Below are 20,982 nucleotides of genomic sequence, written 5' to 3'. Positions count from 1 at the left end.
TTGCAAAAAAAGCTCGATACGTGTTCAATCGCCTTATGAAAATTTCCCCTGCACTCCCCATTTGGTCCATTGCGGCCCCGATCGTCGGCTGGCTTTTGCTGGGCGGCGCCGGCTTCAATCTGGGCGGCTTCTATACACTGCTGCTGGTAGCCGGCCTGCTCGGCAGCGTGCTGGCGGCGGTCTACCACGCCGAAGTGGTGGCGCACCGGGTCGGCGAACCCTACGGCACGCTGGTGCTGGCGCTGGCGGTGACCCTGATCGAAGTGGCGCTGATCGTCTCGCTGATGCTGGCCGGCGGCGAGGAAACCACCGGGCTGGCGCGCGACACCGTGTTTGCCGCCATCATGATCATCCTCAACGGCATCGTCGGCATTTGCCTGCTGGTGGGCGCCAGCCGCCACCGGGAACAAAGTTTCGGCCTGCTGGGCGTCAGCGCCTCGCTGGCGACGCTGGCGGCAATTGCGGTGCTGACGCTGGTCCTGCCGAACTACACCTCAAGCGCGCTGGGGCCGTTCTACAGTAAAAGCCAGCTGGCCTTTATCGCCATCATTTCGCTGATTTTGTATGGCACCTTCGTGCTGGTGCAGACCGTGCGCCACCGCGACTATTTCCTGCCGCAGGAAGCCGTCGCCGATGAAGACGTGCATGCGCCGCCGCCATCCGGCAAAGTGGCCGTCATCAGCGCCGGCCTGCTGCTGGTATGCCTGGGCGCGGTGGTGCTGTTGGCGAAGTCGCTGGCGCCGGCGCTGGAAACCGCGGTCGCCAACATGGGTGCGCCGAAGACCCTGGTCGGCATCATCATTGCCGCGGTGGTGCTGCTGCCAGAAGGCCTGGCGGCGGTGCGGGCGGCGCGCGCCAACCGCTTGCAGACCAGTCTCAACCTGGCGCTAGGCTCGGCGCTGGCCAGCATCGGCCTGACCATTCCGGCGGTGGCGATCGTTTCGCTGACCACCGGCCTGACGCTGTCGCTCGGGCTGGACATCAAGTCTACCGTGCTGTTGCTGCTGTCGTTCATCGTCGCCACCCTGTCGCTCGGCACCGGCCGCACCACGGTGATGCAAGGCACGGTGCATCTGGTGATTTTCGCGGTCTACCTGTTCACCACGATTGTGCCTTGATCGCCTCAAAATCCCCCGCAGTTCCATGGCGGAGTTGGCACGAGCCAACTCCGCCGGCATGATTTCCGAAATTTCCTGACGGCGCTCCCCTCCCCGCCTGTCAAATCTCCTGATTTCTGTACGCATTTGCAGCGACCGCCACCAGCCGAACGCCTGTTTCTTTGTTGGCACCACGCTGGTGCGCCTGTTTCGCAGCAAAAACCGCTTTCACCAAATCCGGGCGCAAAGCCTTTCCCTGCAGCCCCGCCAGCTCGCTCAAATTTAAGCCTGGGTATAAAAACCCCCGCTACTCGCCTTGCCAGGCCATTGGCATGCATTCTGCTATGTGGATATGGTAGTCCCAGCATTTCGGTTCCATGCCTGCTGCTACGGCGTGCGCTGCTTTCTTGTTCGTATTTTGTTCTGGCTTCATAGCTGCTTTACAGCTGCTTGTTCATATTTCACTACAGCATAGTTCACTACAGGGAGAGAAAAATCATGTCACGTCGCATCCTTTTGAAAGCTACCGCACTCGGCGCTTTCGCCCTTGCCGCCAGTTCCTGGCTACCGTCCGCCTTTGCCGCGGATACGATCAAGGTAGGCATCCTGCATTCCTTGTCCGGCACCATGGCGATTTCCGAGACCTCGCTGAAAGACGTAGCCTTGATGGCCATCGACGAGATCAATGCCAACGGCGGCGTGCTGGGCAAGAAACTGGAGCCGGTGGTGGTCGACCCGGCCTCCAACTGGCCGCTGTTCGCCGAGAAGGCGCGGCAGCTGATTTCGCAGGACAAGGTTTCGGTGGTGTTCGGCTGCTGGACCTCGGTATCGCGCAAATCGGTGCTGCCGGTGTTCAAGGAACTCAACAGCCTGCTGTTCTATCCGGTCCAATATGAAGGCGAAGAGTTGGAGAAAAACGTGTTCTACACCGGCGCCGCGCCTAACCAGCAAGCGATCCCGGCCACCGAATACCTGATGTCGAAAGAAGGCGGCGGCGCCAAGCGCTTCGTGCTGCTGGGCACCGACTACGTCTACCCGCGCACCACCAACAAGATCCTGCGCGCCTTCTTGCACAGCAAGGGCGTCAAGGATAGCGACATCGACGAGGTGTACACCCCGTTCGGCCATTCCGACTACCAGACCATCGTCGCCAACATCAAGAAATTCTCCGCCGGCGGCAAGACCGCGGTGATCTCCACCATCAACGGCGACTCCAACGTGCCGTTCTACAAAGAACTGGGCAACGCCGGCCTGAAAGCCACCGACGTGCCGGTAGTGGCGTTCTCGGTGGGCGAGGAAGAATTGCGCGGCGTCGACGCCAAGCCGCTGGTCGGCCACCTGGCGGCCTGGAACTACTTCGAATCGGTCAAGAATCCGGTGAACACGGCCTTCATCAAGAAATGGAAAGCCTACGCATTAGCCAAGAACCTGCCGAACGCCGCCACCGTAGTCACCAACGACCCGATGGAAGCGACCTATGTCGGCATCTACATGTGGAAGCAAGCCGTAGAAAAAGCCAAATCCACCGACTCCGACAAAGTCATCGCCGCCATGTCCGGCCAGAAATTCAAAGCCCCGTCCGGCTATGAACTGGAAATGGACGCCACCAACCATCACCTGCACAAACCAGTGATGATCGGCGAGATCAAGGCGGACGGACAGTTCAACGTGGTCAACAAGACCAAGACAACGATCCGCGCACAACCGTGGAGTCCGTATATTCCGGGGAATGAGGGCAAGCAGAAGCTCTGATCGCTGGAAGGCTTGGTTTTTTTGAAGGCGAATGCCCGCCGTATGTACTCCGTGGCCCGTTAAATGGGGTCAGAGTAATTTACGGCGATAAGGCTGCCGTAAAAAAACTCTGACCCCATTTAACTGCGTGGGGTTGCCGTTGCTTTTGACGTTGCTTTTGACGTTGCTTTTGACGTTGCCGTTGCCGTTGCCGTTGCTTTTGACGTACCCCGCATTGAGACGTTGCCAAATCCGGCGCGTGTCAGCCGGGAATTGTGAGGGGCATGTTTGAGCCGAAGGCGAGTTTTGCCCCTCACCCGGCTGATACGCGTCGGATTTGGGGACCCGACCGAAGGGAGGGCAACGGCTTTGCGGTCGCCTTCTTTTTGGTTACTTTTTCTTGGCGAAGCAAGAAAAAGTGACTAGCTGCCGGGCTACCCCCGGCTAGCATCCACGGAGTAGCTACCGTTTTAGCAACGCACAGATCGTTCTTCGCATGCAGCCGCACTTACTCCGTAGCCCGTTAAATGGGGTCAGAGTAATTTTCGCAAAAGGCCGCGAAAAAAAACTCTGACCCCATTTAACTGCTTTTGTGGCGGCGCTAAAGCTGCTGTTGATGCGACGCTATAACTGCTTTTCAGGTGGCGATAAAAATACTGATGAAAATCTCACGAAAAATTCTTCTCGCCGTAGCTCTCTGCATGCAGGGCCTGCTCGCCCATGCCGCGATCGACCCCGCCCTGCTCAAACCGCTGGCCGGCGACGACCCCGACGCCCGCATCGCCGCCGTCAACCAGATCGCCGCACTGGCCAATGACGACGCCCTGAAAATCCTCAACGCCCTCAACAGCGACGCCCTCTACGCCCGGCCCGACGGCACCGTCCTCATCGTCGACGATACAAAGGCATTCAACCCGGCCACCGGCCAGACCCTGGCCACACCCGATGACGCCGACGGCATCAGCGTCAACAACCGCCTGCGCGGCGTGGTCGAAGGCGCCCTCTCGGGACTGAAACTGTTCTCCCCGAACCGCAAGCTGCGCATCGCCGCCGCCACCGACCTCATGAAAACCGCCGATCCGGCCCAGATACCGCTGATCAGCACAGCACTCCATAAAGAAAGCGACCCCGAGATCCAGGACATCCTGCAGCAAGTCATCGCCACCGCCAACCTGCACTCGCCCGACGCCGCCACCCGCAAAACCGCAGTGCAAACCCTGGCCGGCAGCACCAACGCCAACATCCGCCCGGCCCTGCAAAACCTGCTCAACAAGAACCCCGACGGCAGCTACATCGAAGCCGACCCCGCGGTCCGCATCGAAGCCGTGCGCACCCTCGGCGTGCTGGACCGCCACCTGGCCACCGTCGACTTCATCGGCAAGGTGTTCTACGGCATATCGCTCGGCAGCGTGCTGCTGCTGGCCGCGCTGGGCCTGGCGATCACCTTCGGCCTGATGGGCATCATCAACATGGCGCACGGCGAACTGCTGATGATAGGCGCCTACACCACCTATATGTGCCAGCTGCTGTTCCGCCAGTACTTCCCGGCGGCGCTAGACGGCTACCTGCTGGTCGCCCTGCCGGCCGCCTTCATCGTCACCGCCGCCGTCGGCATCGTGCTGGAACGGCTGGTGCTGCGCTGGCTGTACGGCCGGCCGCTGGAAACCCTGCTCTGCACCTGGGGCATCAGCCTGATCCTGATGCAGACCGTGCGCTCTATCTTCGGCGCCCAGAACGTCGAAGTCGCCAATCCTAGCTGGATGTCGGGCGGCGTCACGGTGCTCGGTTCGCTGGTGCTGTCGTATAACCGCATCGTGATCATTTTCTTTGCGCTGTTCGTGGTGCTGGCGGTGTGGCTGATCTTGAACAAGACCCGGCTCGGCCTGTTCGTCCGCGCGGTCATGCAGAACCGCCGCATGGCGGCCTGCGTCGGCGTTTCCACCGGCAAGATCGACATGATGACCTTCGGCCTCGGCTGCGGCATCGCCGGCCTCGGCGGCGTCGCCCTGTCGCAACTGGGCAACGTCGGCCCCGACCTTGGCCAAGGCTATATCGTCGACTCCTTCATGGTGGTGGTGCTGGGCGGCGTCGGCCAGCTGGCCGGCACGGTGATCGCCGCCTTCGGGCTGGGCGAGGTCAACAAATTCCTGGAGCCGATGGCGGGCGCGGTGCTGGCCAAGATCGCGATCCTGGTGTTCATCATCGTCTTCATCCAGAAACGCCCGCAAGGCCTGTTTGCGCTGAAAGGCAGGAGCGTCGAATGAAAACCGTATCCATGCAAATCTCCATGACGCAGACACCGTTGTTCTCGCGTCCGGCCTGGATCGGCATCGTCGTCTGCTGTTTGATCTTGGCGCTGCTACCGATCCTGAACCTGGCGTTCCCCAGCGGACACACGCTGCATATCTCCAGCTACACGGTGGCGCTGGTCGGCAAGTTCATGTGCTACGCGATGGCGGCGCTGGCGCTGGACCTGGTGTGGGGCTACACCGGCATCCTGTCGCTCGGCCACGGCGTGTTCTTTGCGCTGGGCGGCTATGCCCATGGCATGTACCTGATGCGGGCCATCGGCCGCGACGGCGTCTATCAAAGCAACCTGCCGGATTTCATGGTGTTCCTCGACTGGAAAACCTATCCGTGGTTCTGGTCGCTGACCGACAACTTCTGGTACTGCATGGCGCTAGTGGTGCTGGTGCCTGGCGTGCTAGCCTTCGTGTTCGGTTACTTCGCCTTCCGCTCGCGCATCAAGGGCGTCTATTTTTCGATTATTACCCAGGCGATGACCTTCGCCTTCATGTTGCTATTCTTCCGCAACAATACCGGCTTCGGCGGCAACAACGGCTTCACCGATTTCAAGCGCATCCTCGGCTACTCCATCACCGCGCCGTCGACCAAGGCGGTGCTGTACCTGATCACGCTCGCCTTCCTGTTCGGCGCGCTAGTGCTGTGCCGCTGGATCGTGACCTCGAAACTGGGACGGGTGCTGCAGGCCGTGCGTGATTCCGAATCGCGCCTGATGTTCATCGGCTACAACCCCTTGTGGTTCAAGCTGTTTGTCTGGACCTTGTCGGCGGTATTGTGCGGCATTGCCGGCGCCCTGTATGTACCGCAGGTGGGCATCATCAACCCTTCCGAGATGTCGCCGGCGAATTCGATCGAGATGGTGATCTGGGCCGCGGTCGGCGGCCGCGGCTCGCTGCTCGGCCCTATCATCGGCGCCTTCTCGGTGAACGGCCTGAAGAGCTGGTTCACCGGCGCCTTCCCTGACCTCTGGCTGTATGCGCTGGGTCTGATCTTCATCCTGGTGACGCTGTTCATGCCGCAGGGGATCCTGGGATTGGCGGCGCATCTGAAAAACAAACTGAAAAGCAAACCCGCAAGTCAGCCTGAGGCTGAAGCCAGCGGCAGCAAGGAGGCGGCATGAATCAGCCTGTCAACCCGCGCATCAGCCCGATCTACGACCCGGCGCATCCATCGGAGAATGTCGACAACACGCTCCACGCCGACTACGGCACTTCGTATGCGCGCATCAAGCCGGAGGGCGTCGACACCACCCACGGCGCCATTCTCTATCTGGAAAACATCACGGTGTCGTTCGACGGCTTCAAGGCCTTGAACAATCTCAACCTGGATATTTCGGTCGGCGAGCTGCGTTGCATCATCGGCCCCAACGGCGCTGGCAAGACCACCATGATGGATGTCATCACCGGCAAGACCCGCCCTAGCGCCGGCACCGCCTTCTTCGGCCAGAGCATCGACCTGACCAAGCTGACCGAGTACGACATCGCCCACGCCGGCATCGGCCGCAAGTTCCAGCGGCCGACGGTGTTCGAGCAGCACACCGTGTTCGAGAACCTGGAGCTGGCGATGAAGATGGACAAGCGCGTCAAGACCACCTTGTTTTCGCGCCTGAACTCGGAACAGGTCGACAAGATCGACGCCTGCCTGCGTCTGATCCGCCTCAACGGCAACGAGCGGCGGCTGGCCGGTTTGTTATCGCACGGGCAGAAGCAGTGGCTGGAAATCGGCATGCTGCTGATGCAGGAGCCGCAGCTGTTGCTGCTGGACGAACCGGTAGCCGGCATGTCCGATGCGGAAACAGCGCGCACGGCGGAGCTGCTCAACGAATTGCGCGGCAAGCATTCGATCATGGTGGTCGAACACGACATGGGCTTTGTCGCCGAGATCGCGCAAGAAGGCAAGGTCACAGTGCTGCACGAAGGCTCGGTGCTGGCAGCGGGCAAGATGTCGGAAGTCCAGGCTGACGAACGGGTCATCGAAGTCTATCTTGGGCGGTAGCGTGAACCAGCCGTCATTGGCGACCCCAGCTACGCGCCCCGGTCATTCCCGCGCACGCGGGAATCCAGGTTGGTGAACATGGCAGTGAAAATGGATTCCCGCGTGCGCGGGAATGACGGAATTGAGAGAGAGCTTCAAAAAAACATGTTAAACGTCGACCAACTGAATCAATACTACGGCTCCTCGCACACCTTGCGCGGCATTTCGCTGTCACTGGAAAAAGGCAAGTGCCTGGCCCTGCTCGGCCGCAACGGCGTCGGCAAGACCACCCTGCTGAAATGCCTGATGGGCGTGCTGCCCAGCGCCAGCGGCAAGATCATGCTGGAAGGGCGCGACATCACCAGCCTGAAGCCGCACCAGCGCGCCGCGCTGGGGATTGCCTACGTGCCGCAGGGACGCGAAATATTCGCCCGCCTGTCGGTGGAAGAAAACCTGCTGATGGGCATGGCCACAAAATCCGGCAAGCAAGCCTTGCTGATCAAGGAAGAAGTGTATGAGCTGTTCCCTGTGCTGAAGGAAATGCTGCAGCGGCGCGGCGGCGACCTCTCCGGCGGCCAGCAGCAACAGCTGGCGATCGCGCGCGCCCTGCTGGCGGAACCCAAGCTGATCATCCTGGACGAACCGACCGAAGGCATCCAGCCCTCCATCATCAAGGATATCGGCCGCGTGATCCGGCTGCTGCGCGAACGCGGCAACATCGGCATCCTGCTGTGTGAGCAGTATTTCGATTTCGCGCGCGACCTGGCGGACAATTTCGTAGTGCTGTCGCGCGGCGAGGTGGTGGCTGCCGGCAGCCAGGCAGCCATGGACGACGACAGCGTGAAACGACACTTGGCGGTATAGTGCCGCATGGATAATCTAACTGTTCTGACGCTGCCGGACTCGCTGCCGGCTGAACAATTTCACAACAGCTCCAACCAGGCCTGGCTGTCGCTCACCTTCGCTGACGATCAGGGCACCACGCGCTTGCTGGATCGTGCCCATTACGGTCCCTTGCGCGTGCAAAAAGCGCTGTATCCCGAGCACCCGTCGATCTGCCACGCCATCATCGTCCATCCGCCCGGCGGCGTGGTCGGCGGTGACGAACTGACAATCAAGGCCAGCGTCGGCGAGCGCGCCCATGCTTTCCTGACAACGCCGGGCGCCGCCAAATGGTACCAGGCCAACGGCAAAGTCTCGCAGCAGCAGGTGCGCCTGCAGGTTGCCGACGGAGCCGCGCTGGAATGGCTACCACAGGAAACCATTTTTTTCGACCGTGCCGAAGTCGCGCTGGAACACCAGGTCGAGCTGCAGGGCGAGGCCCGCTATATCGGCGGCGAGATCCTGTGCTTCGGCCGCACCGCCTCGGGCGAATCGTTCAACAGCGGCCGCATCTCGCAGCAGACCAGCATCCGCCGCGATGGCAAATTACTATGGTTTGAACAAGGCGCGCTGGGCGGCGGCAGCGCCGCCATGCAGAGCCGGCTGGGATTGGCGGATTGCACGGTGTGCGCCACCCTGATAGTGGCCGGCAAGATATTCCCCGGCAGCTTTGTGCAGCAACTGCGCGACTGCGCCAGACAGTTGTCGGACGGCCGCGCCAGCGTCGGCGCCAGCCAGGTGAAATCGGTGCTGGTATTGCGTCACCTGGGACATTCCAGCGAGCTGGCCAGACAATGGATGATGCAGGCCTGGCAAATGCTGCGTCCAGAACTATTGGGGCATGCAGCGCATATACCGCGTATCTGGAACACTTGATATGCCAGCGCTGCGGCCCGTGATAAAACCCAGCAGCGGCTGGCAGCAAACACGATCAACTAAAGTCATCGCACAAGAAAGAACAACATGGATCTGACGCCAAGAGAAAAGGACAAGCTGCTGATTTTCACGGCTGCCCTGCTGGCCGAGCGGCGCTTGGCGCGCGGCCTGAAACTGAACTATCCGGAAGCCATCGCCCTGATCAGCGCCGCCATCATGGAAGGCGCGCGCGACGGCAAGAGCGTGGCCGAACTGATGTCCCATGGCAGCAAGATACTGACCCGGGCCGACGTCATGGACGGCATCGCCGAAATGATTCCCGACATCCAGGTCGAAGCCACCTTCCCCGACGGCAGCAAGCTAGTCACCGTGCATCACCCGATTCCATAGATTGGAGCACTCCCATGATCCCAGGAGAAATGCAGATCCAGGCCGGCGACATCGAACTCAATGTCGGCCGCCGCGTGCACGCTGTCACGGTAGCCAACAGCGGCGACCGGCCGATCCAGATCGGTTCGCACTTTCATTTTTACGAAGTCAACCCGGCCTTGCTGTTCGAGCGCGAGGACGCCTATGGCATGCGGCTCAATATCGCCGCCGGCACCGCGGTGCGTTTCGAACCGGGCCAGAAGCGTACGGTGGAACTGGTGGATCTGGCGGGCGACCGCATCGTCTACGGATTCAACGGCAAGGTCATGGGTGCATTGACGAAACGAGTGAAATCATGAGCAAAATTGCGAGACACGCCTATGCCGAAATGTACGGGCCGACCACCGGCGACCGTATCCGCCTGGCCGATACCGAACTCTTCATCGAAATCGAAAAAGACTATGCCACCTACGGCGAAGAAGTTAAATTCGGCGGCGGCAAGGTGATCCGCGACGGCATGGGCCAATCGCAGCGCATGCACCGTGACGTCATGGACACGGTGATCACCAACGCCGTCATCGTCGACCACTGGGGCATCGTCAAGGCCGACATCGGCATCAAGGGCGGCAAGATCGCCGCCATCGGCAAGGCCGGCAATCCCGACATCCAGCCGGACGTCACCATGGTGATCGGCGGCGCCACCGAGATCATCGCCGGCGAAGGCAAGATCGTCACCGCCGGCGGCATCGATTCGCACATCCATTTCATCTGCCCGCAGCAGATGGAAGAGGCCCTGATGAGCGGCGTCACCACCATGCTCGGCGGCGGCACCGGCCCGGCGGCAGGTACCGCCGCCACCACCTGCACACCCGGCCCCTGGCATCTGCATGCGATGCTGTCGGCCGCCGATGCCTTCCCGATGAACCTGGGTTTCCTCGGCAAGGGCAACATCAGCCTGCCGGGGCCGCTGGAAGAACAGGTGCGCGCCGGCGCCATCGGCCTCAAGCTGCATGAAGACTGGGGCTCGACCCCGGCCGCCATCGACAACTGCCTGAGCGTGGCCGACCGCATGGATGTGCAGGTGGCGATCCACAGCGACACCCTGAACGAAGGCGGTTTCCTGGAGCATACGCTGGCGGCGTTCCAGGACCGCACCATCCATACCTTCCATACTGAAGGCGCCGGCGGCGGCCATGCGCCGGACATCATCGCCGCGGTCGGCAACAGCAATGTGCTGCCCTCTTCCACCAACCCGACCCGGCCGTTTACCGTCAACACCCTGGACGAGCATCTCGACATGCTGATGGTTTGCCATCACCTGGATGCGGCGATCGCGGAAGACGTGGCCTTCGCCGAATCGCGCATCCGGCGCGAGACCATCGCCGCCGAAGACATCCTGCACGATATCGGCGCCATCAGCATGATGTCGTCCGACTCGCAAGCCATGGGACGGGTCGGCGAAGTCATCATGCGCACCTGGCAGACCGCGCACAAGATGAAGGTCCAGCGCGGCACGCTGGCCGAGGACAGCGGCGGCAAGGCCGACAATTTCCGCGTCAAGCGCTACATCGCCAAGTACACCATCAATCCCGCCATCACCCATGGCATCTCGCATGTGGTGGGATCGATCGAGGTCGGCAAGATCGCCGACCTGGTGCTGTGGAAGCCGGCTTTCTTCGGCGTCAAGCCATCCACCATCCTGAAGAGCGGCATGATCGCCGCAGCCCAGATGGGCGATCCGAACGCCTCCATCCCGACCCCGCAGCCGGTGCATTACCGCATGATGTTCGGCGCCTACGGCGGCGGCCTCAAGACTTCGCTTACCTTCGTTTCGCAAGCCGCGTATGACGACGGCATAGGCGAACGCCTGAAGCTGAACAAGCCGGTAGTGGCGATCAAGGACGTGCGCCATCTGCGCAAGCATCACATGATCCACAACAGCGCCACGCCGCACATGGAAGTCAATCCGGAAACCTATGAAGTGCGGGCCGACGGCGAGCTGCTGGTGTGCGAACCTGCCAGCGTGCTGCCGATGGCGCAGCGTTATTTCCTGTTCTGATTCCGATTTTTATTCCTACATTCACGGCACAAGATGTTAATCCTCAACACCAAAGTAGAACACGCCGACCTAATCGAAGGCGAACTGATCCTGCCCTACGACCTGCGTGAAAAGAGCCGCCTGCGCGCCGTCCTCAGCAGCGGCGAGGAAGTCGGCGTGTTCACCGTGCGCGGCACGGTGCTGCGCCATGGCGACCTGATCAAGGGCGCGGACGACAGCGGCAGGCAGCGCGTGGTCAAGGTGCTGGCGGCTGCCGAGACCACTTATCGCATCGAATGCCAGAATCCGCATGACCTGCTGCGCTGCGCTTTCCACCTGGGCAACCGCCACACGCAGGCACACGTCGGCGACGGCTTCCTGCGCATACGCAAGGACCCTGTGCTGAGGGAAATGCTGGAAGGCTTGCAGGCCAAGGTGACCGAAGAACTGGCGGCCTTCGAGCCGGAGTCTGGCGCTTATGGACACGGCAGTGGCAGCCATCATCACCATCACGACAGCCTGCTGGCGCCGGTGCCGCTACGCCAGAAAATCCATCGCCCTGGCGATGACGCCGGTAGCTGAGCGCCTGCCCCAGCGAATGCATGATATGCAGCCGACCGCACTGCTCCACCTGCTGCAACTGGCCAGCCCGTCGCTGCCGATAGGCGCGTACAGCTATTCGCAAGGGCTGGAGAGCGCCATCGACAAAGGCTGGGTCAAGGATGCGGCATCGGCGCATGGCTGGATCTGCGAACATTTGCAGCAAGTAGTTGCACTGTTTGAAGCACCCGTGACATGGCGTCTGCTGCAGGCCTTTGAGCAGCGCGACGGCGCCGCCGTACAGCTTTGGACTGAACGCTTCATCGCCGCCCGCGACAGCGCCGAGTTCCGCGCCGAAACCATACAGATGGGCTATTCGCTGGGCAAGCTTGCGATCGAATTGCAGATCGGCGACGCCGCTCTGCTGGCCATTCTGCAGGCGCAGCCGGAACTGCCGCTGCCGACCGCCTACGCTTATGCAGCAGTAGCCTTGCGGGTGCCGCTTCAGGCCGCTTTGCTGGGCATGCTGTTTTCCTGGGCGGAAAACCAGGTGCTGGTATGCGTCAAGACCATCCCGCTTGGCCAGGTCGCCGGCCAGCGCCTGCTGCTGTCCTTGCAGGCGGAACTGCAGTTGGCCGCAGAGCGCGCGCAGCGGCTGGCCGATCACGAATTATGCAACTGGGCGCCCGGCCTGTCGCTGCTGTCGATGCAGCATGAAGAACAATACAGCCGCCTGTATCGATCCTGAAACCAAACATTCACTATTTTTAAGCGATTCTCAAAATGAGCACTTCCTCCACCTCCAATCCTCTGCGCGTCGGCATCGGCGGCCCGGTCGGTTCCGGCAAGACCGCGCTGTGCGAAATGCTGTGCAAGGGCATGCGCGACCACTACGACATGGCGGTCATCACCAACGACATCTACACCAAGGAAGACATGGAAATCCTGCTGCGCGCCGATGCGCTGCCGGCGGAACGCCTGATGGGAGTGGAGACCGGCGGCTGCCCGCACACCGCCATCCGCGAAGACGCCTCGATCAACCTGGAAGCGATCGCGCGCATGAGCGCTGACTTCCCCAACCTGGACCTGATCCTGCTGGAATCCGGCGGCGACAACCTGGCCGCCACCTTCAGTCCGGAGCTGTCGGACCTGACCATCTACGTGATCGACGTCGCCGGCGGCGAAAAAATCCCGCGCAAGGGCGGCCCCGGCATTACCCGCTCCGATCTGCTGATCATCAACAAGACCGACCTCGCGCCCTATGTCGGCGCCAATCTGGACGTGATGGCGCACGACGCCAAAAGAATGCGCGGCGAGCGGCCCTTCATTTTCACCAACCTGCGCAGCGGCGACGGCGTCGAGCAAGTGATCGCTTTCATCCGCAGGCAAGGGCTGCTTGATCAACCTAAATAAGCAACCCAAATAAGCGTTCGTACAGATCAACTTTCTTACTTCCTCACAGGAGCCAGCCATGTCCCATTTTTCAGCCAGAACCTGCGGCCGCCTCAGCGCCTTAGCCGTTGCCGTACTTGGCGTCAGCTCTGCCCTGGCCCATCCCGGCCATCCCGACGCCTTCGGCTTCAACGACGGCTTCGCCCATCCGTTCAGCGGCCTCGACCATTTGCTGGCGATGCTGGCAGTCGGCCTGTGGGCTGCGCAAAACAAGCGCTCCGCGCTGTGGGTATTGCCGCTGACGTTTCCTCTGATGATGGTGGCAGGCGCCTTGCTGGCGTTGGCCGGCGTGACGCTGTCGGGCGTGGAAACCGGCATCGCTGCTTCGGTCGCCGTGCTCGGCCTGCTGATTGCCTTCGCCGTCCGCATGCCGGTGTGGGCCAGCGCCGCCGTGGTGTCGGTATTCGCCTTGTTCCATGGCTATGCCCACGGCAGCGAATTGCCGCATGGCGCATCGGCGCTCTGGTACGGCGCCGGCTTTGTCGCCGCCACCGCCCTACTGCATCTGTCCGGCCTGGCGATCGGCCTGGTCGCCGGCCAGAAGATGGCGGCGCAGGCGGTGCGCGTGGGCGGCATTGCCATTGCAGCGGTCGGCGGCTACCTGCTGAGCGGGGTGCTCTAAAAAGCAGGATCGTGCGACGCTGGCAGCATGCGGCGATCACCAAGATTAGAATGAGGCTCAGCTTGCTCCGCAATCGATTGCGAGACAAGCTGGCCTTTTTTTTGTCCGCCGCCGGGCACATGCAAATATACTAAGGTCTCATCTGCCGATTTCGCCTATTCAGACTGGATACATCATGACTTCATCGATTGCCTACCGCATTCCGGGACGCGCCCGCGACCTCGGCGAACTGGTGGTGCGCCGCGTGCTGCCTGCCGGCCACCACCAGAGCGTCGGCCCGTTCCTGTTTTTCGACCACATGGGGCCGGTCACATTCGCCAGCGGCCAGGGCATAGACGTGCGGCCGCATCCGCATATCGGCCTGGCCACCGTCACCTATCTGTTCGAAGGTGCAATCCGCCATCGCGACAGCCTCGGCAACGACCAGGAAATCATTCCCGGCGACGTCAACTGGATGACCGCCGGCCGCGGCATCGTCCATACCGAACGCACGCCAGACGCGCAACGCGCTGACGGCTGGCGCCTGCACGGCATCCAGACCTGGGTGGCGCTGCCGCTGGCCGATGAAGAATGCGCGCCGGCCTTTGCCCATCACCCGGCCGCCAGCCTGCCCTTGATCCAGGGCGAAGGCTACCAGCTGCGCGTGATCGCCGGCCGCGCCTTCGGCCATGAGGCCCCGGTCAAGATCAGTTCGCCGACCTTGTACGTGGCCGCTGAAATGAGCGCCGGCGCGCAATTCACGCTGGCGCCAGAATATCCGCAGCAAGCCGTATATGTCGCCAGCGGCAGCGTCACCCTTGACGGCGAAGCGCTGGAACTGGGCGTGCTGGCGGTATTGCAGCCGGGCGTAGCGGTAAACATCGTTGCCGGCGAAGCGGCCCAGGTCATGCTGCTGGGCGGCGAGCCCATCGACGGCCCGCGCTCGATCTGGTGGAATTTCGTCGCCAGCAGACCTGAACTGATCGAGACCGCCAAGCAGAACTGGCGCGAGCAGCGTTTCGACCCGGTGCCGGGCGATCCTGAATGGATTCCACTGCCGGAAGCCTGAGAGCAGGCATGACAGTAGCAATTGGCTATTAATATTTTAATTAAAGTTAATTTTACCTATTTACCATTATCGAGAATAATAATGAGCAGAGCCCTCCGCTCCCGTTCGCCAATTGCAAAAATGCAATACTGCAGCGACAATAGACAGAGTCTTGCAATGACGTAATGTCTACAGCTCTCGCGACCCATGCCTTCCATGAAAAAAGTGCATGGATACCGTGCGCCATCCGGCAGCTTGATTTTCGTCCCCATCACATCAGGAATATTTATGCAGCGTTCAGCGAAGATAATGGCAATCATATTAACGAGCTCATTTCTGGCAGCAGCCGCCTTCGGTGCGGAAGAGACTTCTCTGAAAATTGTCGCAGCGGCAGGAAAATCCGTATGCGAATCAACTGTCCGCCAGCTTGGCGAAACATCGCAAAAAATCGAGCTCTGCGTCTCACAGGGGAATTTTGCACACGATGTTTACGTGCTGAAGATAGACGGGAAATCCGTTCTCAAAGGTATTGATGACGAGACTACCAAAGGTATTGTCGCTACACAGCAAGGCGAGAAAATAAGCCTGACCTGCGTGCCGCAAATCGAGGCGCCGACAGAAGTAGCGCCGGAAAAAATTGAGGCGATGCAAAAATTGATGCCGGCGCTTTCTCCCGATGAAGCGAAAAAGGCAGCGATTTCAATCGATTCGGTGGAGACAGGCCGCCTGTGCACCGCTCAACGCGGAGACAATTCCCTGATCAGCGTACAGGTCGTGTTCAACTGAACAGGCTGCAGCCATGCCGCATCCAGCAACGATGCCACTGTTCTCCCGCTTTACAGAAAAGCTGGTAAACGGCGAACCGTCAAACCCATACCTTGAAATGGCCGTGACGGTTTTTGTGGTTGCGGCTTTGATGGTGTTCATCGCCAGATTCACGTGCCCCTTGTTGCGGACGCTGCTGTCTAAATTCCGACCAAAAATGATGGGCAATAATAAGTCGCACCACTTCCTTTGCAGCGCCTTGCTGGCGCTGCTGATGATCACGGATGCTTACGCCGAGATGTGGTCGCTCGCGGTATCGAAGCACCGGAGCGATGACCGGGTTATCATTTTCCGATACATATCCGAGTTTGCGCCGAACTTTGACCGGGCAGCAAAGCCGGCCCGCATTATCCTGCTCTGGAAATATGCCTCCGACAGAGGAATGCCATCGACCGCTGAACAGGCCAGGATGAATGACCTGGAAAATCTGCTTCAGCCGGTGATAGAAAGCGATGACAGGGCCAACCTGGTCCTGGTTTCGACCGGGAACAATCTCAGGGAATGGACATACTATGCAAAATCGGAAAAACAGTTTATCGCAGCGATAAACCAAGCCCTCGCCGGAAAGCCGCCATTTCCCATTGAAATTCATAGCGCCGCCGATCCACAATGGTCAAGCTATGAAACATTGATAAAGAAGGTGAAATAGCAATAACGGATCGGAAATGACGCTTGAATAAATCGCCGGCATTTTTTGCGTCCCTGCAAACTGGTATCTGAAACGGCTGCAAAAACGGCCGATAATGTGAGACGATTCAACTCCTGTTGCAGCAACAACGCGATACCAACCTGGAAAGCCATCATGACCCGCAACGTGCTCGACGAAGCCCAGATCCACCCCGCCATCCGCCAAACCATCACCGACAAGAATGCCGACATCGTCCACGAAGTACAGGAAGCCATCGCCAACAACAAGGTGGTGGTGGTCGGCATGACGCAAAACCCTTTTCCGCGCAAGGCACGCAAAGCGCTAGATGCAATTTCCGCTTCCTATAAATACCTTGAATACGGCAGCTACCTCGGCCAGTGGAAGCGCCGCAATGCCCTCAAGATGTGGACCGGCTGGCCGACTTTCCCGATGATATTCGTGAAGGGCGTGCTGGTGGGCGGTGCAAACGACTTGCAAAGCCTGATCGATAGCGGCGAATTTGCGCGGATGATTGCCGACTGAGCTCAGAGCCTGTGCGTTATGGTGGCTACCAGATATATGGCAGCAGACGATAGCGGACTTTTTGGCAATAGTCCGCATATCCCGCCAGGTTCTTCCGCAAGAATTTTTCCTCATCCAGCAACCGCCAGATGAGCGCAGGCATGAACAGCAGCAGCACGATCAGTCCCAGCCACGAGCCCAGCGCCAGCGGCATGCCGATCAGCAGCGGCAGCGAGCCGGCATACATCGGATGCCGCACCAGCGCGTACGGCCCGCTAGAAATGACCTGCTGCCCTTGTGCGATCTGGATCGTCGATGCGGCGTAGGTGTTGGCCTTGAACACCATGAACACCAGCAGGAAGCTGAATCCGATCAGCACATCTCCCGCCAGCGACACATGGGGCGGCGCCGGCGACCAGCCGAAACGATGATCGAGGGCGGGAACAACAATCAAGGCAATGAATCCCGTCATTGCAATCAGCATCACGACTTTTTGCGTAAGCTCCTTCTCAGCCGTCGGCCCCGCGCTCATGCGCCGTTCAAGGAGTTCCGGATCATTTATTGCGAGATATACCGTGACGGCGCAGGACGCACCTACGAAGACCGCCATGAACAGCCATCCCTGCCAATAGTCCAAGGTCCCCGCCGGGATAAAAAGCAGGGCCGCCAGGGCCATGGCGCCAAGCAGGCTAGCTCGCAGCGCCCGGATGTTTAGCTTATTCATTGCGCAATGATAGTCCTATCCGTTCCGTAAATCCTGGCGTCAGAGCGTAGGCTAAACTGAGATGAATTTGACAGAAATCGAAGCCCTGCATTCTGGCCAATAACATGCGCTACATGAGCTGACTATAAATGAATTGGGACAATACAAGTTATAGTCTCGCGTCTACCCAAAAGCGAAAGCAGCATGTACTGATTTGCCATATTCACAGATTCCATACGATAGCTTCCTACCGCTCATTCCTGCTTATGTCCCAGTTTCCAATAATTGAAACCCAAAGAACTGTTCTGACCATCCTGCATCCCGAACAGGCGCACCTTTTACTCGCCTACCACCTGGAAAACAAGGACCATCTGGCGCCATGGGAACCGGCAAGAGACAGCAGCTTTTATACTGCTGTCTCTTGCCGCCTGCGTTGCGAATCGGCTTATCAAGCATACCTGGATGGCAATGCCGCGAATTTCATCGCGCTTGAACGCGAGTCAAACAAAATGATCGCCGGCTGCAATTTCACAAATATCGTCAGAGGCCCGTTACAGGGATGTTACCTGGGGTATTCAGTGCATCAAGAGTTCGAAGGCAAAGGACTGATGCATGAGGTCGCGGCGGCGGCGATACAGTACGTATTCGATGAGCTCGGACTACATCGCATAATGGCGAATCATTTGCCATCTAATCTGAGAAGCCAGAAATTGCTAGGCAAGTTGGGATTCGAGCGCGAGGGTTATGCCAAGGCATATTTGAAAATTGCTGGGAAATGGGAAGATATGGTGCTCAACTCTCTCATCAATTCGAAAACATAAGCTGTTTTCCCTGAATTCAATGCTGCCATGGCAGTTTGCCCCAAGCTCAGATTGCAGCCAGGCAAGCTTGCTGCCAAAAAAGACAAATCAGTAAAAATGGCTACGTTTGTAGAATTTAAATTAAGGAAAAAGCGGCCTCGCACAGCGGCTTTCCTGGCCGTCATCAAGCTTGAATTGCCACACCACGCAACCTAGAATGACTTATTCCTTGCCGCTATGAGCTGCGGCGACAAGCCCGTGTTCGTGCAGCTGCTGCGGAGGTTGGTATGAGCTATCACCTGGAAGGTCGCCTGCTTGAGGTTTGCAATTGCAATGTCCTGTGTCCCTGCTGGATCGGCGAAGATCCTGACAACGGCACCTGCGACACTATCGTCGCCTGGCGCATAGACAAGGGAATGGTCGACGGCGTCGATGTGGGCGGCAACACCATCGCGGCCGTGGCACATGTGCCCGGCAATATTCTGCTAGGCAACTGGACTGCCGCCATCTACGTCGACGACCAGGCCTCCAAAGCGCAGGAAGAGGCGCTGCTGAAGGTCTACACCGGCAAGGCTGGCGGACCGGTGGCCGAGCTCGCCGCACTGATTGGCGAGGTGGTGTCGGTAGAGCGCGCGCCGATACGCTTCAACGTGAACGCCGGCAAGGGTGAACTCACAATCGGCAACAACTACTACGCCGAACTCGAGCCCTATCTCGGTGCGACCGGCGGCCAGACTACCCTCTCCGATACCGTGTTCTCGACGGTGCCGGGAGCGCCGGTGTTCGTCGGCAAGGCCCCGGTCTATCGATCCAAGAACGCGGCCCTCGGCATCGATCTCAACATCAAGAACCACAACGCCTTGCAGAGCACCTTCGTCTTCGACGCATGAACGCTTCGGCAGGCCCGCTACCGCCCGGCAACTCCCGTCGCCTGCGGGTGTTCGTGCCGGTCCTGGCGGCGTTGATCGGGTTGGCGTGGCTGTCGCTATGGGCATGGGCGCGCAGTCCGTACGGACGCTATCTTGAGCACGGCGACTGGACCGCCTCGGGACCGGCGGCGTTTCTGTGCCGCGTCGTTCCCGCCGGCGCCGTGGTCGTGCCAATGGCGCTCTACGCCGCTGCCTGGATACTCATGACGACAGCCATGATGCTGCCGACCACCTTGCCCTTGTTTAATACCTTCGACCGGCTGACGGCGCGGCGTCCGGACCATGGGCGCCTGCTGATGCTGCTCGGCCTGGGCTATATGACGGTGTGGGGCGCATTCGGGCTGCTGGCGCACGCACTGCATGGCGTAGTGCTGTTCGCTCTCGCCAACATACCGGCGTTGGCTTGGCACGGCTGGCTGATCGGCGCCGCCACAATTGCGCTGGCCGGCGCCTTTCAGTTCAGCTCGCTCAAATACCGCTGCCTGGAAAAATGCCGCACGCCCCTAAGCTTCATTATCGAACACTGGCGCGGGCAAGCACAAGCGCGGCACGCGTTTGCGCTTGGCCTGCAGCACGGCCTGTTCTGCGTCGGCTGCTGCTGGGCGCTGATGCTGTTGATGTTCGCGCTCGGCGCCGGCAGCCTCGGCTGGATGCTCCTGCTGGCGGCCGTGATGGCGATAGAAAAGAATGTGCGCTGGGGCCAGCGCCTCAGCGCGCCGCTCGGTATCGCGCTGCTGTCCTGGGCTGTGGTCCTGGTGGCTTCCCATGCATGAAGAACGCAACGGCCTGCCCGCCTTGCAGACGATAATCCTCACTGCGGCGGCGATGCTCGCCTTCGCGGCCAATTCCCTGTTGTGCCGGCTGGCGCTTCAACAAGGGGGCATCGACCCGGCCAGCTTTGCCAGCATCAGGCTGGTTTCCGGAGCGATCACGCTGGCCGCGATCGTGCGCTTCAGGACGGCACGCCCCTCGTCCGGCCATGCCGACTGGCTCGCCGCAGCCATGCTGTTTGCCTATGTCGCATTGTTCTCCTTTGCGTATCTCAGCTTGCCCGCAGGTACCGGCGCCTTGATTCTGTTCGGCGCAGTGCAATTGACGATGTTCATCGTCGGCTTGCGTTCAGGCGAGATGTTCGGAGCCATCGCCTGGCTAGGCCTGGCGCTGGCTGTCGCGGGCCTGGTCTACCTGGTGTCGCCGGGCGTCGCTGCGCCGCCGCTCCTTGGCGCCGCGTTGATGGCGGTTGCCGGCGTGGCGTGGGGCGTGTACTCGCTGCGCGGCCGCGGCGTGCTCGATCCGCTGGCCGCTACGGCGGGCAACTTCGCGCGGGCGGCGCCGCTAGCCCTGGTGCTGAGCCTGCTCTCCGTCGCCAATGCTTACGCGAATGCGGCCGGAGTAGTCCTGGCGATTGCCTCCGGCGCACTCACGTCCGGCCTCGGCTATGTCATCTGGTATGCCGCGCTGAGCAGGCTTTCCGCCATGCGAGCCGCCACGGTACAGCTGTCGGTGCCGCTCATCGCCGCATTCGGCGGCGTGGCGTTCCTGTCGGAAGCAATCACGCCGCGCCTGGCGGCCGCCTCCGCGGCAATCCTTGGCGGCATTGCGCTGGTGCTGGCCAGCAGGCAGAAGAAGCCGCGCCGCTAGCGGCCATCGTGCAGCTGGTACC

Annotated in this window: 24 protein-coding genes; 22 read left to right on the top strand and 2 right to left on the bottom strand. The window is 60.4% G+C overall.

Annotated elements, in window-relative coordinates; translation table 11 throughout:
• Nucleotides 1-35 precede the first annotated feature (35 nt).
• A complete protein-coding gene (locus BCF11_RS19945) occupies nt 36-1,118 on the top strand; it encodes a calcium:proton antiporter (protein ID WP_098496286.1) in 1,083 nt (360 codons plus the stop codon).
• A 100-nt stretch (nt 1,119-1,218) separates the two neighbouring features.
• On the opposite strand, the gene BCF11_RS28040 is transcribed toward BCF11_RS19945, so the two are convergent.
• The gene (locus BCF11_RS28040) at nt 1,219-1,377 is read right to left on the bottom strand and encodes a hypothetical protein (protein WP_158229237.1); all 159 of its coding nucleotides are present in this window, start codon (nt 1,375-1,377) and stop codon (nt 1,219-1,221) included.
• 218 nt (nt 1,378-1,595) lie between these two features.
• Here BCF11_RS28040 and urtA point away from each other — a divergent pair, with 218 nt between their 5' ends.
• The 17 genes from urtA to BCF11_RS19855 all read left to right on the top strand — a co-directional run bounded on the left by urtA (nt 1,596) and on the right by BCF11_RS19855 (nt 16,908).
• Nucleotides 1,596-2,849: an urea ABC transporter substrate-binding protein gene (urtA, locus tag BCF11_RS19940; RefSeq protein WP_098496285.1), complete on the top strand. Its 1,254-nt coding sequence runs from the start codon at nt 1,596-1,598 to the stop codon at nt 2,847-2,849.
• Between the two features lie 638 nt (nt 2,850-3,487).
• Nucleotides 3,488-5,092, top strand: coding sequence for an urea ABC transporter permease subunit UrtB (gene urtB / locus BCF11_RS19935; RefSeq protein WP_199110948.1), 1,605 nt, complete (start codon nt 3,488-3,490; stop codon nt 5,090-5,092).
• A 23-nt stretch (nt 5,093-5,115) separates the two neighbouring features.
• Entirely contained in the window at nt 5,116-6,252 is a 1,137-nt protein-coding gene (urtC, locus tag BCF11_RS19930) for an urea ABC transporter permease subunit UrtC (RefSeq protein ID WP_369827864.1), read from the top strand.
• Complete coding sequence (gene urtD, locus BCF11_RS19925) at nt 6,249-7,127, top strand: urea ABC transporter ATP-binding protein UrtD (protein ID WP_098496284.1); 879 nt, start codon at nt 6,249-6,251, stop codon at nt 7,125-7,127. Before urtC ends, urtD begins: the two co-directional genes overlap by 4 nt.
• A 144-nt stretch (nt 7,128-7,271) precedes the next feature.
• Nucleotides 7,272-7,970: an urea ABC transporter ATP-binding subunit UrtE gene (gene urtE / locus BCF11_RS19920; protein ID WP_098496283.1), complete on the top strand. Its 699-nt coding sequence runs from the start codon at nt 7,272-7,274 to the stop codon at nt 7,968-7,970.
• A 6-nt stretch (nt 7,971-7,976) separates the two neighbouring features.
• Nucleotides 7,977-8,864, top strand: a complete 888-nt coding sequence (locus BCF11_RS19915; protein WP_098496282.1) for an urease accessory protein UreD — start codon at nt 7,977-7,979, stop codon at nt 8,862-8,864.
• Between the two features lie 87 nt (nt 8,865-8,951).
• On the top strand, nt 8,952-9,254 hold the full coding sequence (locus tag BCF11_RS19910; protein WP_098496281.1) for an urease subunit gamma: 303 nt from the start codon (nt 8,952-8,954) through the stop codon (nt 9,252-9,254).
• Nucleotides 9,255-9,268: 14 nt separating this feature from the next.
• Nucleotides 9,269-9,592, top strand: a complete 324-nt coding sequence (locus BCF11_RS19905; protein WP_098496280.1) for an urease subunit beta — start codon at nt 9,269-9,271, stop codon at nt 9,590-9,592.
• Nucleotides 9,589-11,292 (top strand): urease subunit alpha, encoded by a 1,704-nt coding sequence (gene ureC, locus BCF11_RS19900; RefSeq protein ID WP_098496279.1) that lies wholly within the window; start codon nt 9,589-9,591, stop codon nt 11,290-11,292. The genes BCF11_RS19905 and ureC overlap by 4 nt, the downstream gene beginning before the upstream one ends.
• A gap of 33 nt (nt 11,293-11,325) precedes the next feature.
• The gene (ureE, locus tag BCF11_RS19895; protein ID WP_098496278.1) at nt 11,326-11,853 is read left to right on the top strand and encodes an urease accessory protein UreE; all 528 of its coding nucleotides are present in this window, start codon (nt 11,326-11,328) and stop codon (nt 11,851-11,853) included.
• A 25-nt stretch (nt 11,854-11,878) separates the two neighbouring features.
• A complete protein-coding gene (locus BCF11_RS19890; RefSeq protein ID WP_098497598.1) occupies nt 11,879-12,559 on the top strand; it encodes an urease accessory protein UreF in 681 nt (226 codons plus the stop codon).
• 35 nt (nt 12,560-12,594) lie between these two features.
• Entirely contained in the window at nt 12,595-13,224 is a 630-nt protein-coding gene (ureG, locus tag BCF11_RS19885) for an urease accessory protein UreG (protein WP_098496277.1), read from the top strand.
• A 58-nt stretch (nt 13,225-13,282) separates the two neighbouring features.
• Entirely contained in the window at nt 13,283-13,885 is a 603-nt protein-coding gene (locus BCF11_RS19880; RefSeq protein WP_098496276.1) for a HupE/UreJ family protein, read from the top strand.
• 175 nt (nt 13,886-14,060) lie between these two features.
• Nucleotides 14,061-14,933, top strand: a complete 873-nt coding sequence (locus BCF11_RS19875; protein ID WP_098496275.1) for a pirin family protein — start codon at nt 14,061-14,063, stop codon at nt 14,931-14,933.
• 186 nt (nt 14,934-15,119) lie between these two features.
• Nucleotides 15,120-15,698, top strand: a complete 579-nt coding sequence (locus tag BCF11_RS19865; RefSeq protein WP_143751385.1) for a hypothetical protein — start codon at nt 15,120-15,122, stop codon at nt 15,696-15,698.
• Between the two features lie 13 nt (nt 15,699-15,711).
• Nucleotides 15,712-16,386, top strand: coding sequence for a DUF695 domain-containing protein (locus BCF11_RS19860; RefSeq protein WP_098496272.1), 675 nt, complete (start codon nt 15,712-15,714; stop codon nt 16,384-16,386).
• 153 nt (nt 16,387-16,539) lie between these two features.
• Complete coding sequence (locus tag BCF11_RS19855; RefSeq protein WP_098496271.1) at nt 16,540-16,908, top strand: glutaredoxin domain-containing protein; 369 nt, start codon at nt 16,540-16,542, stop codon at nt 16,906-16,908.
• A gap of 25 nt (nt 16,909-16,933) precedes the next feature.
• Here the strand turns inward: BCF11_RS19855 and BCF11_RS19850 are convergent, their stop codons facing one another.
• Nucleotides 16,934-17,524, bottom strand: coding sequence for an isoprenylcysteine carboxylmethyltransferase family protein (locus tag BCF11_RS19850; protein WP_233212552.1), 591 nt, complete (start codon nt 17,522-17,524; stop codon nt 16,934-16,936).
• A gap of 332 nt (nt 17,525-17,856) precedes the next feature.
• Between BCF11_RS19850 and BCF11_RS19845 the strand changes: the two genes are divergently transcribed.
• The 4 genes from BCF11_RS19845 (at nt 17,857) to BCF11_RS19830 (ending at nt 20,960) form a co-directional block, all read left to right on the top strand.
• Nucleotides 17,857-18,411 (top strand): GNAT family N-acetyltransferase, encoded by a 555-nt coding sequence (locus tag BCF11_RS19845; RefSeq protein WP_098497597.1) that lies wholly within the window; start codon nt 17,857-17,859, stop codon nt 18,409-18,411.
• Between the two features lie 266 nt (nt 18,412-18,677).
• On the top strand, nt 18,678-19,280 hold the full coding sequence (locus BCF11_RS19840) for a DUF1326 domain-containing protein (protein WP_098496269.1): 603 nt from the start codon (nt 18,678-18,680) through the stop codon (nt 19,278-19,280).
• Entirely contained in the window at nt 19,277-20,092 is an 816-nt protein-coding gene (locus BCF11_RS19835; protein WP_098496268.1) for a DUF2182 domain-containing protein, read from the top strand. The genes BCF11_RS19840 and BCF11_RS19835 overlap by 4 nt, the downstream gene beginning before the upstream one ends.
• Nucleotides 20,085-20,960, top strand: a complete 876-nt coding sequence (locus BCF11_RS19830; protein WP_098496267.1) for a DMT family transporter — start codon at nt 20,085-20,087, stop codon at nt 20,958-20,960. Before BCF11_RS19835 ends, BCF11_RS19830 begins: the two co-directional genes overlap by 8 nt.
• Nucleotides 20,961-20,982: the final 22 nt, after the last annotated feature.

Origin of the sequence: Collimonas sp. PA-H2, assembly GCF_002564105.1 — a bacterium.
Taxonomy (GTDB): domain Bacteria; phylum Pseudomonadota; class Gammaproteobacteria; order Burkholderiales; family Burkholderiaceae_D; genus Collimonas.
The sequence above is the reverse complement of the archived record's forward strand: the minus strand, read 5'-3'. Positions and strand labels throughout refer to the sequence as shown.

Bases quoted from the DNA above. Each gene is read 5' to 3' on its own strand.
- BCF11_RS19945 (WP_098496286.1), top strand. From the start codon at position 36: ATGAAAATTTCCCCTGCACTCCCCATTTGGTCCATTGCGGCCCCGATC.
- urtA (WP_098496285.1), top strand. From the start codon at position 1,596: ATGTCACGTCGCATCCTTTTGAAAGCTACCGCACTCGGCGCTTTCGCC.
- urtB (WP_199110948.1), top strand. From the start codon at position 3,488: ATGAAAATCTCACGAAAAATTCTTCTCGCCGTAGCTCTCTGCATGCAG.
- urtC (WP_369827864.1), top strand. From the start codon at position 5,116: ATGACGCAGACACCGTTGTTCTCGCGTCCGGCCTGGATCGGCATCGTC.
- urtD (WP_098496284.1), top strand. From the start codon at position 6,249: ATGAATCAGCCTGTCAACCCGCGCATCAGCCCGATCTACGACCCGGCG.
- urtE (WP_098496283.1), top strand. From the start codon at position 7,272: ATGTTAAACGTCGACCAACTGAATCAATACTACGGCTCCTCGCACACC.
- BCF11_RS19915 (WP_098496282.1), top strand. From the start codon at position 7,977: ATGGATAATCTAACTGTTCTGACGCTGCCGGACTCGCTGCCGGCTGAA.
- BCF11_RS19910 (WP_098496281.1), top strand. From the start codon at position 8,952: ATGGATCTGACGCCAAGAGAAAAGGACAAGCTGCTGATTTTCACGGCT.
- BCF11_RS19905 (WP_098496280.1), top strand. From the start codon at position 9,269: ATGATCCCAGGAGAAATGCAGATCCAGGCCGGCGACATCGAACTCAAT.
- ureC (WP_098496279.1), top strand. From the start codon at position 9,589: ATGAGCAAAATTGCGAGACACGCCTATGCCGAAATGTACGGGCCGACC.
- ureE (WP_098496278.1), top strand. From the start codon at position 11,326: ATGTTAATCCTCAACACCAAAGTAGAACACGCCGACCTAATCGAAGGC.
- BCF11_RS19890 (WP_098497598.1), top strand. From the start codon at position 11,879: ATGCAGCCGACCGCACTGCTCCACCTGCTGCAACTGGCCAGCCCGTCG.
- ureG (WP_098496277.1), top strand. From the start codon at position 12,595: ATGAGCACTTCCTCCACCTCCAATCCTCTGCGCGTCGGCATCGGCGGC.
- BCF11_RS19880 (WP_098496276.1), top strand. From the start codon at position 13,283: ATGTCCCATTTTTCAGCCAGAACCTGCGGCCGCCTCAGCGCCTTAGCC.
- BCF11_RS19875 (WP_098496275.1), top strand. From the start codon at position 14,061: ATGACTTCATCGATTGCCTACCGCATTCCGGGACGCGCCCGCGACCTC.
- BCF11_RS19865 (WP_143751385.1), top strand. From the start codon at position 15,120: ATGCCTTCCATGAAAAAAGTGCATGGATACCGTGCGCCATCCGGCAGC.
- BCF11_RS19860 (WP_098496272.1), top strand. From the start codon at position 15,712: ATGCCGCATCCAGCAACGATGCCACTGTTCTCCCGCTTTACAGAAAAG.
- BCF11_RS19855 (WP_098496271.1), top strand. From the start codon at position 16,540: ATGACCCGCAACGTGCTCGACGAAGCCCAGATCCACCCCGCCATCCGC.
- BCF11_RS19845 (WP_098497597.1), top strand. From the start codon at position 17,857: ATGTCCCAGTTTCCAATAATTGAAACCCAAAGAACTGTTCTGACCATC.
- BCF11_RS19840 (WP_098496269.1), top strand. From the start codon at position 18,678: ATGAGCTATCACCTGGAAGGTCGCCTGCTTGAGGTTTGCAATTGCAAT.
- BCF11_RS19835 (WP_098496268.1), top strand. From the start codon at position 19,277: ATGAACGCTTCGGCAGGCCCGCTACCGCCCGGCAACTCCCGTCGCCTG.
- BCF11_RS19830 (WP_098496267.1), top strand. From the start codon at position 20,085: ATGCATGAAGAACGCAACGGCCTGCCCGCCTTGCAGACGATAATCCTC.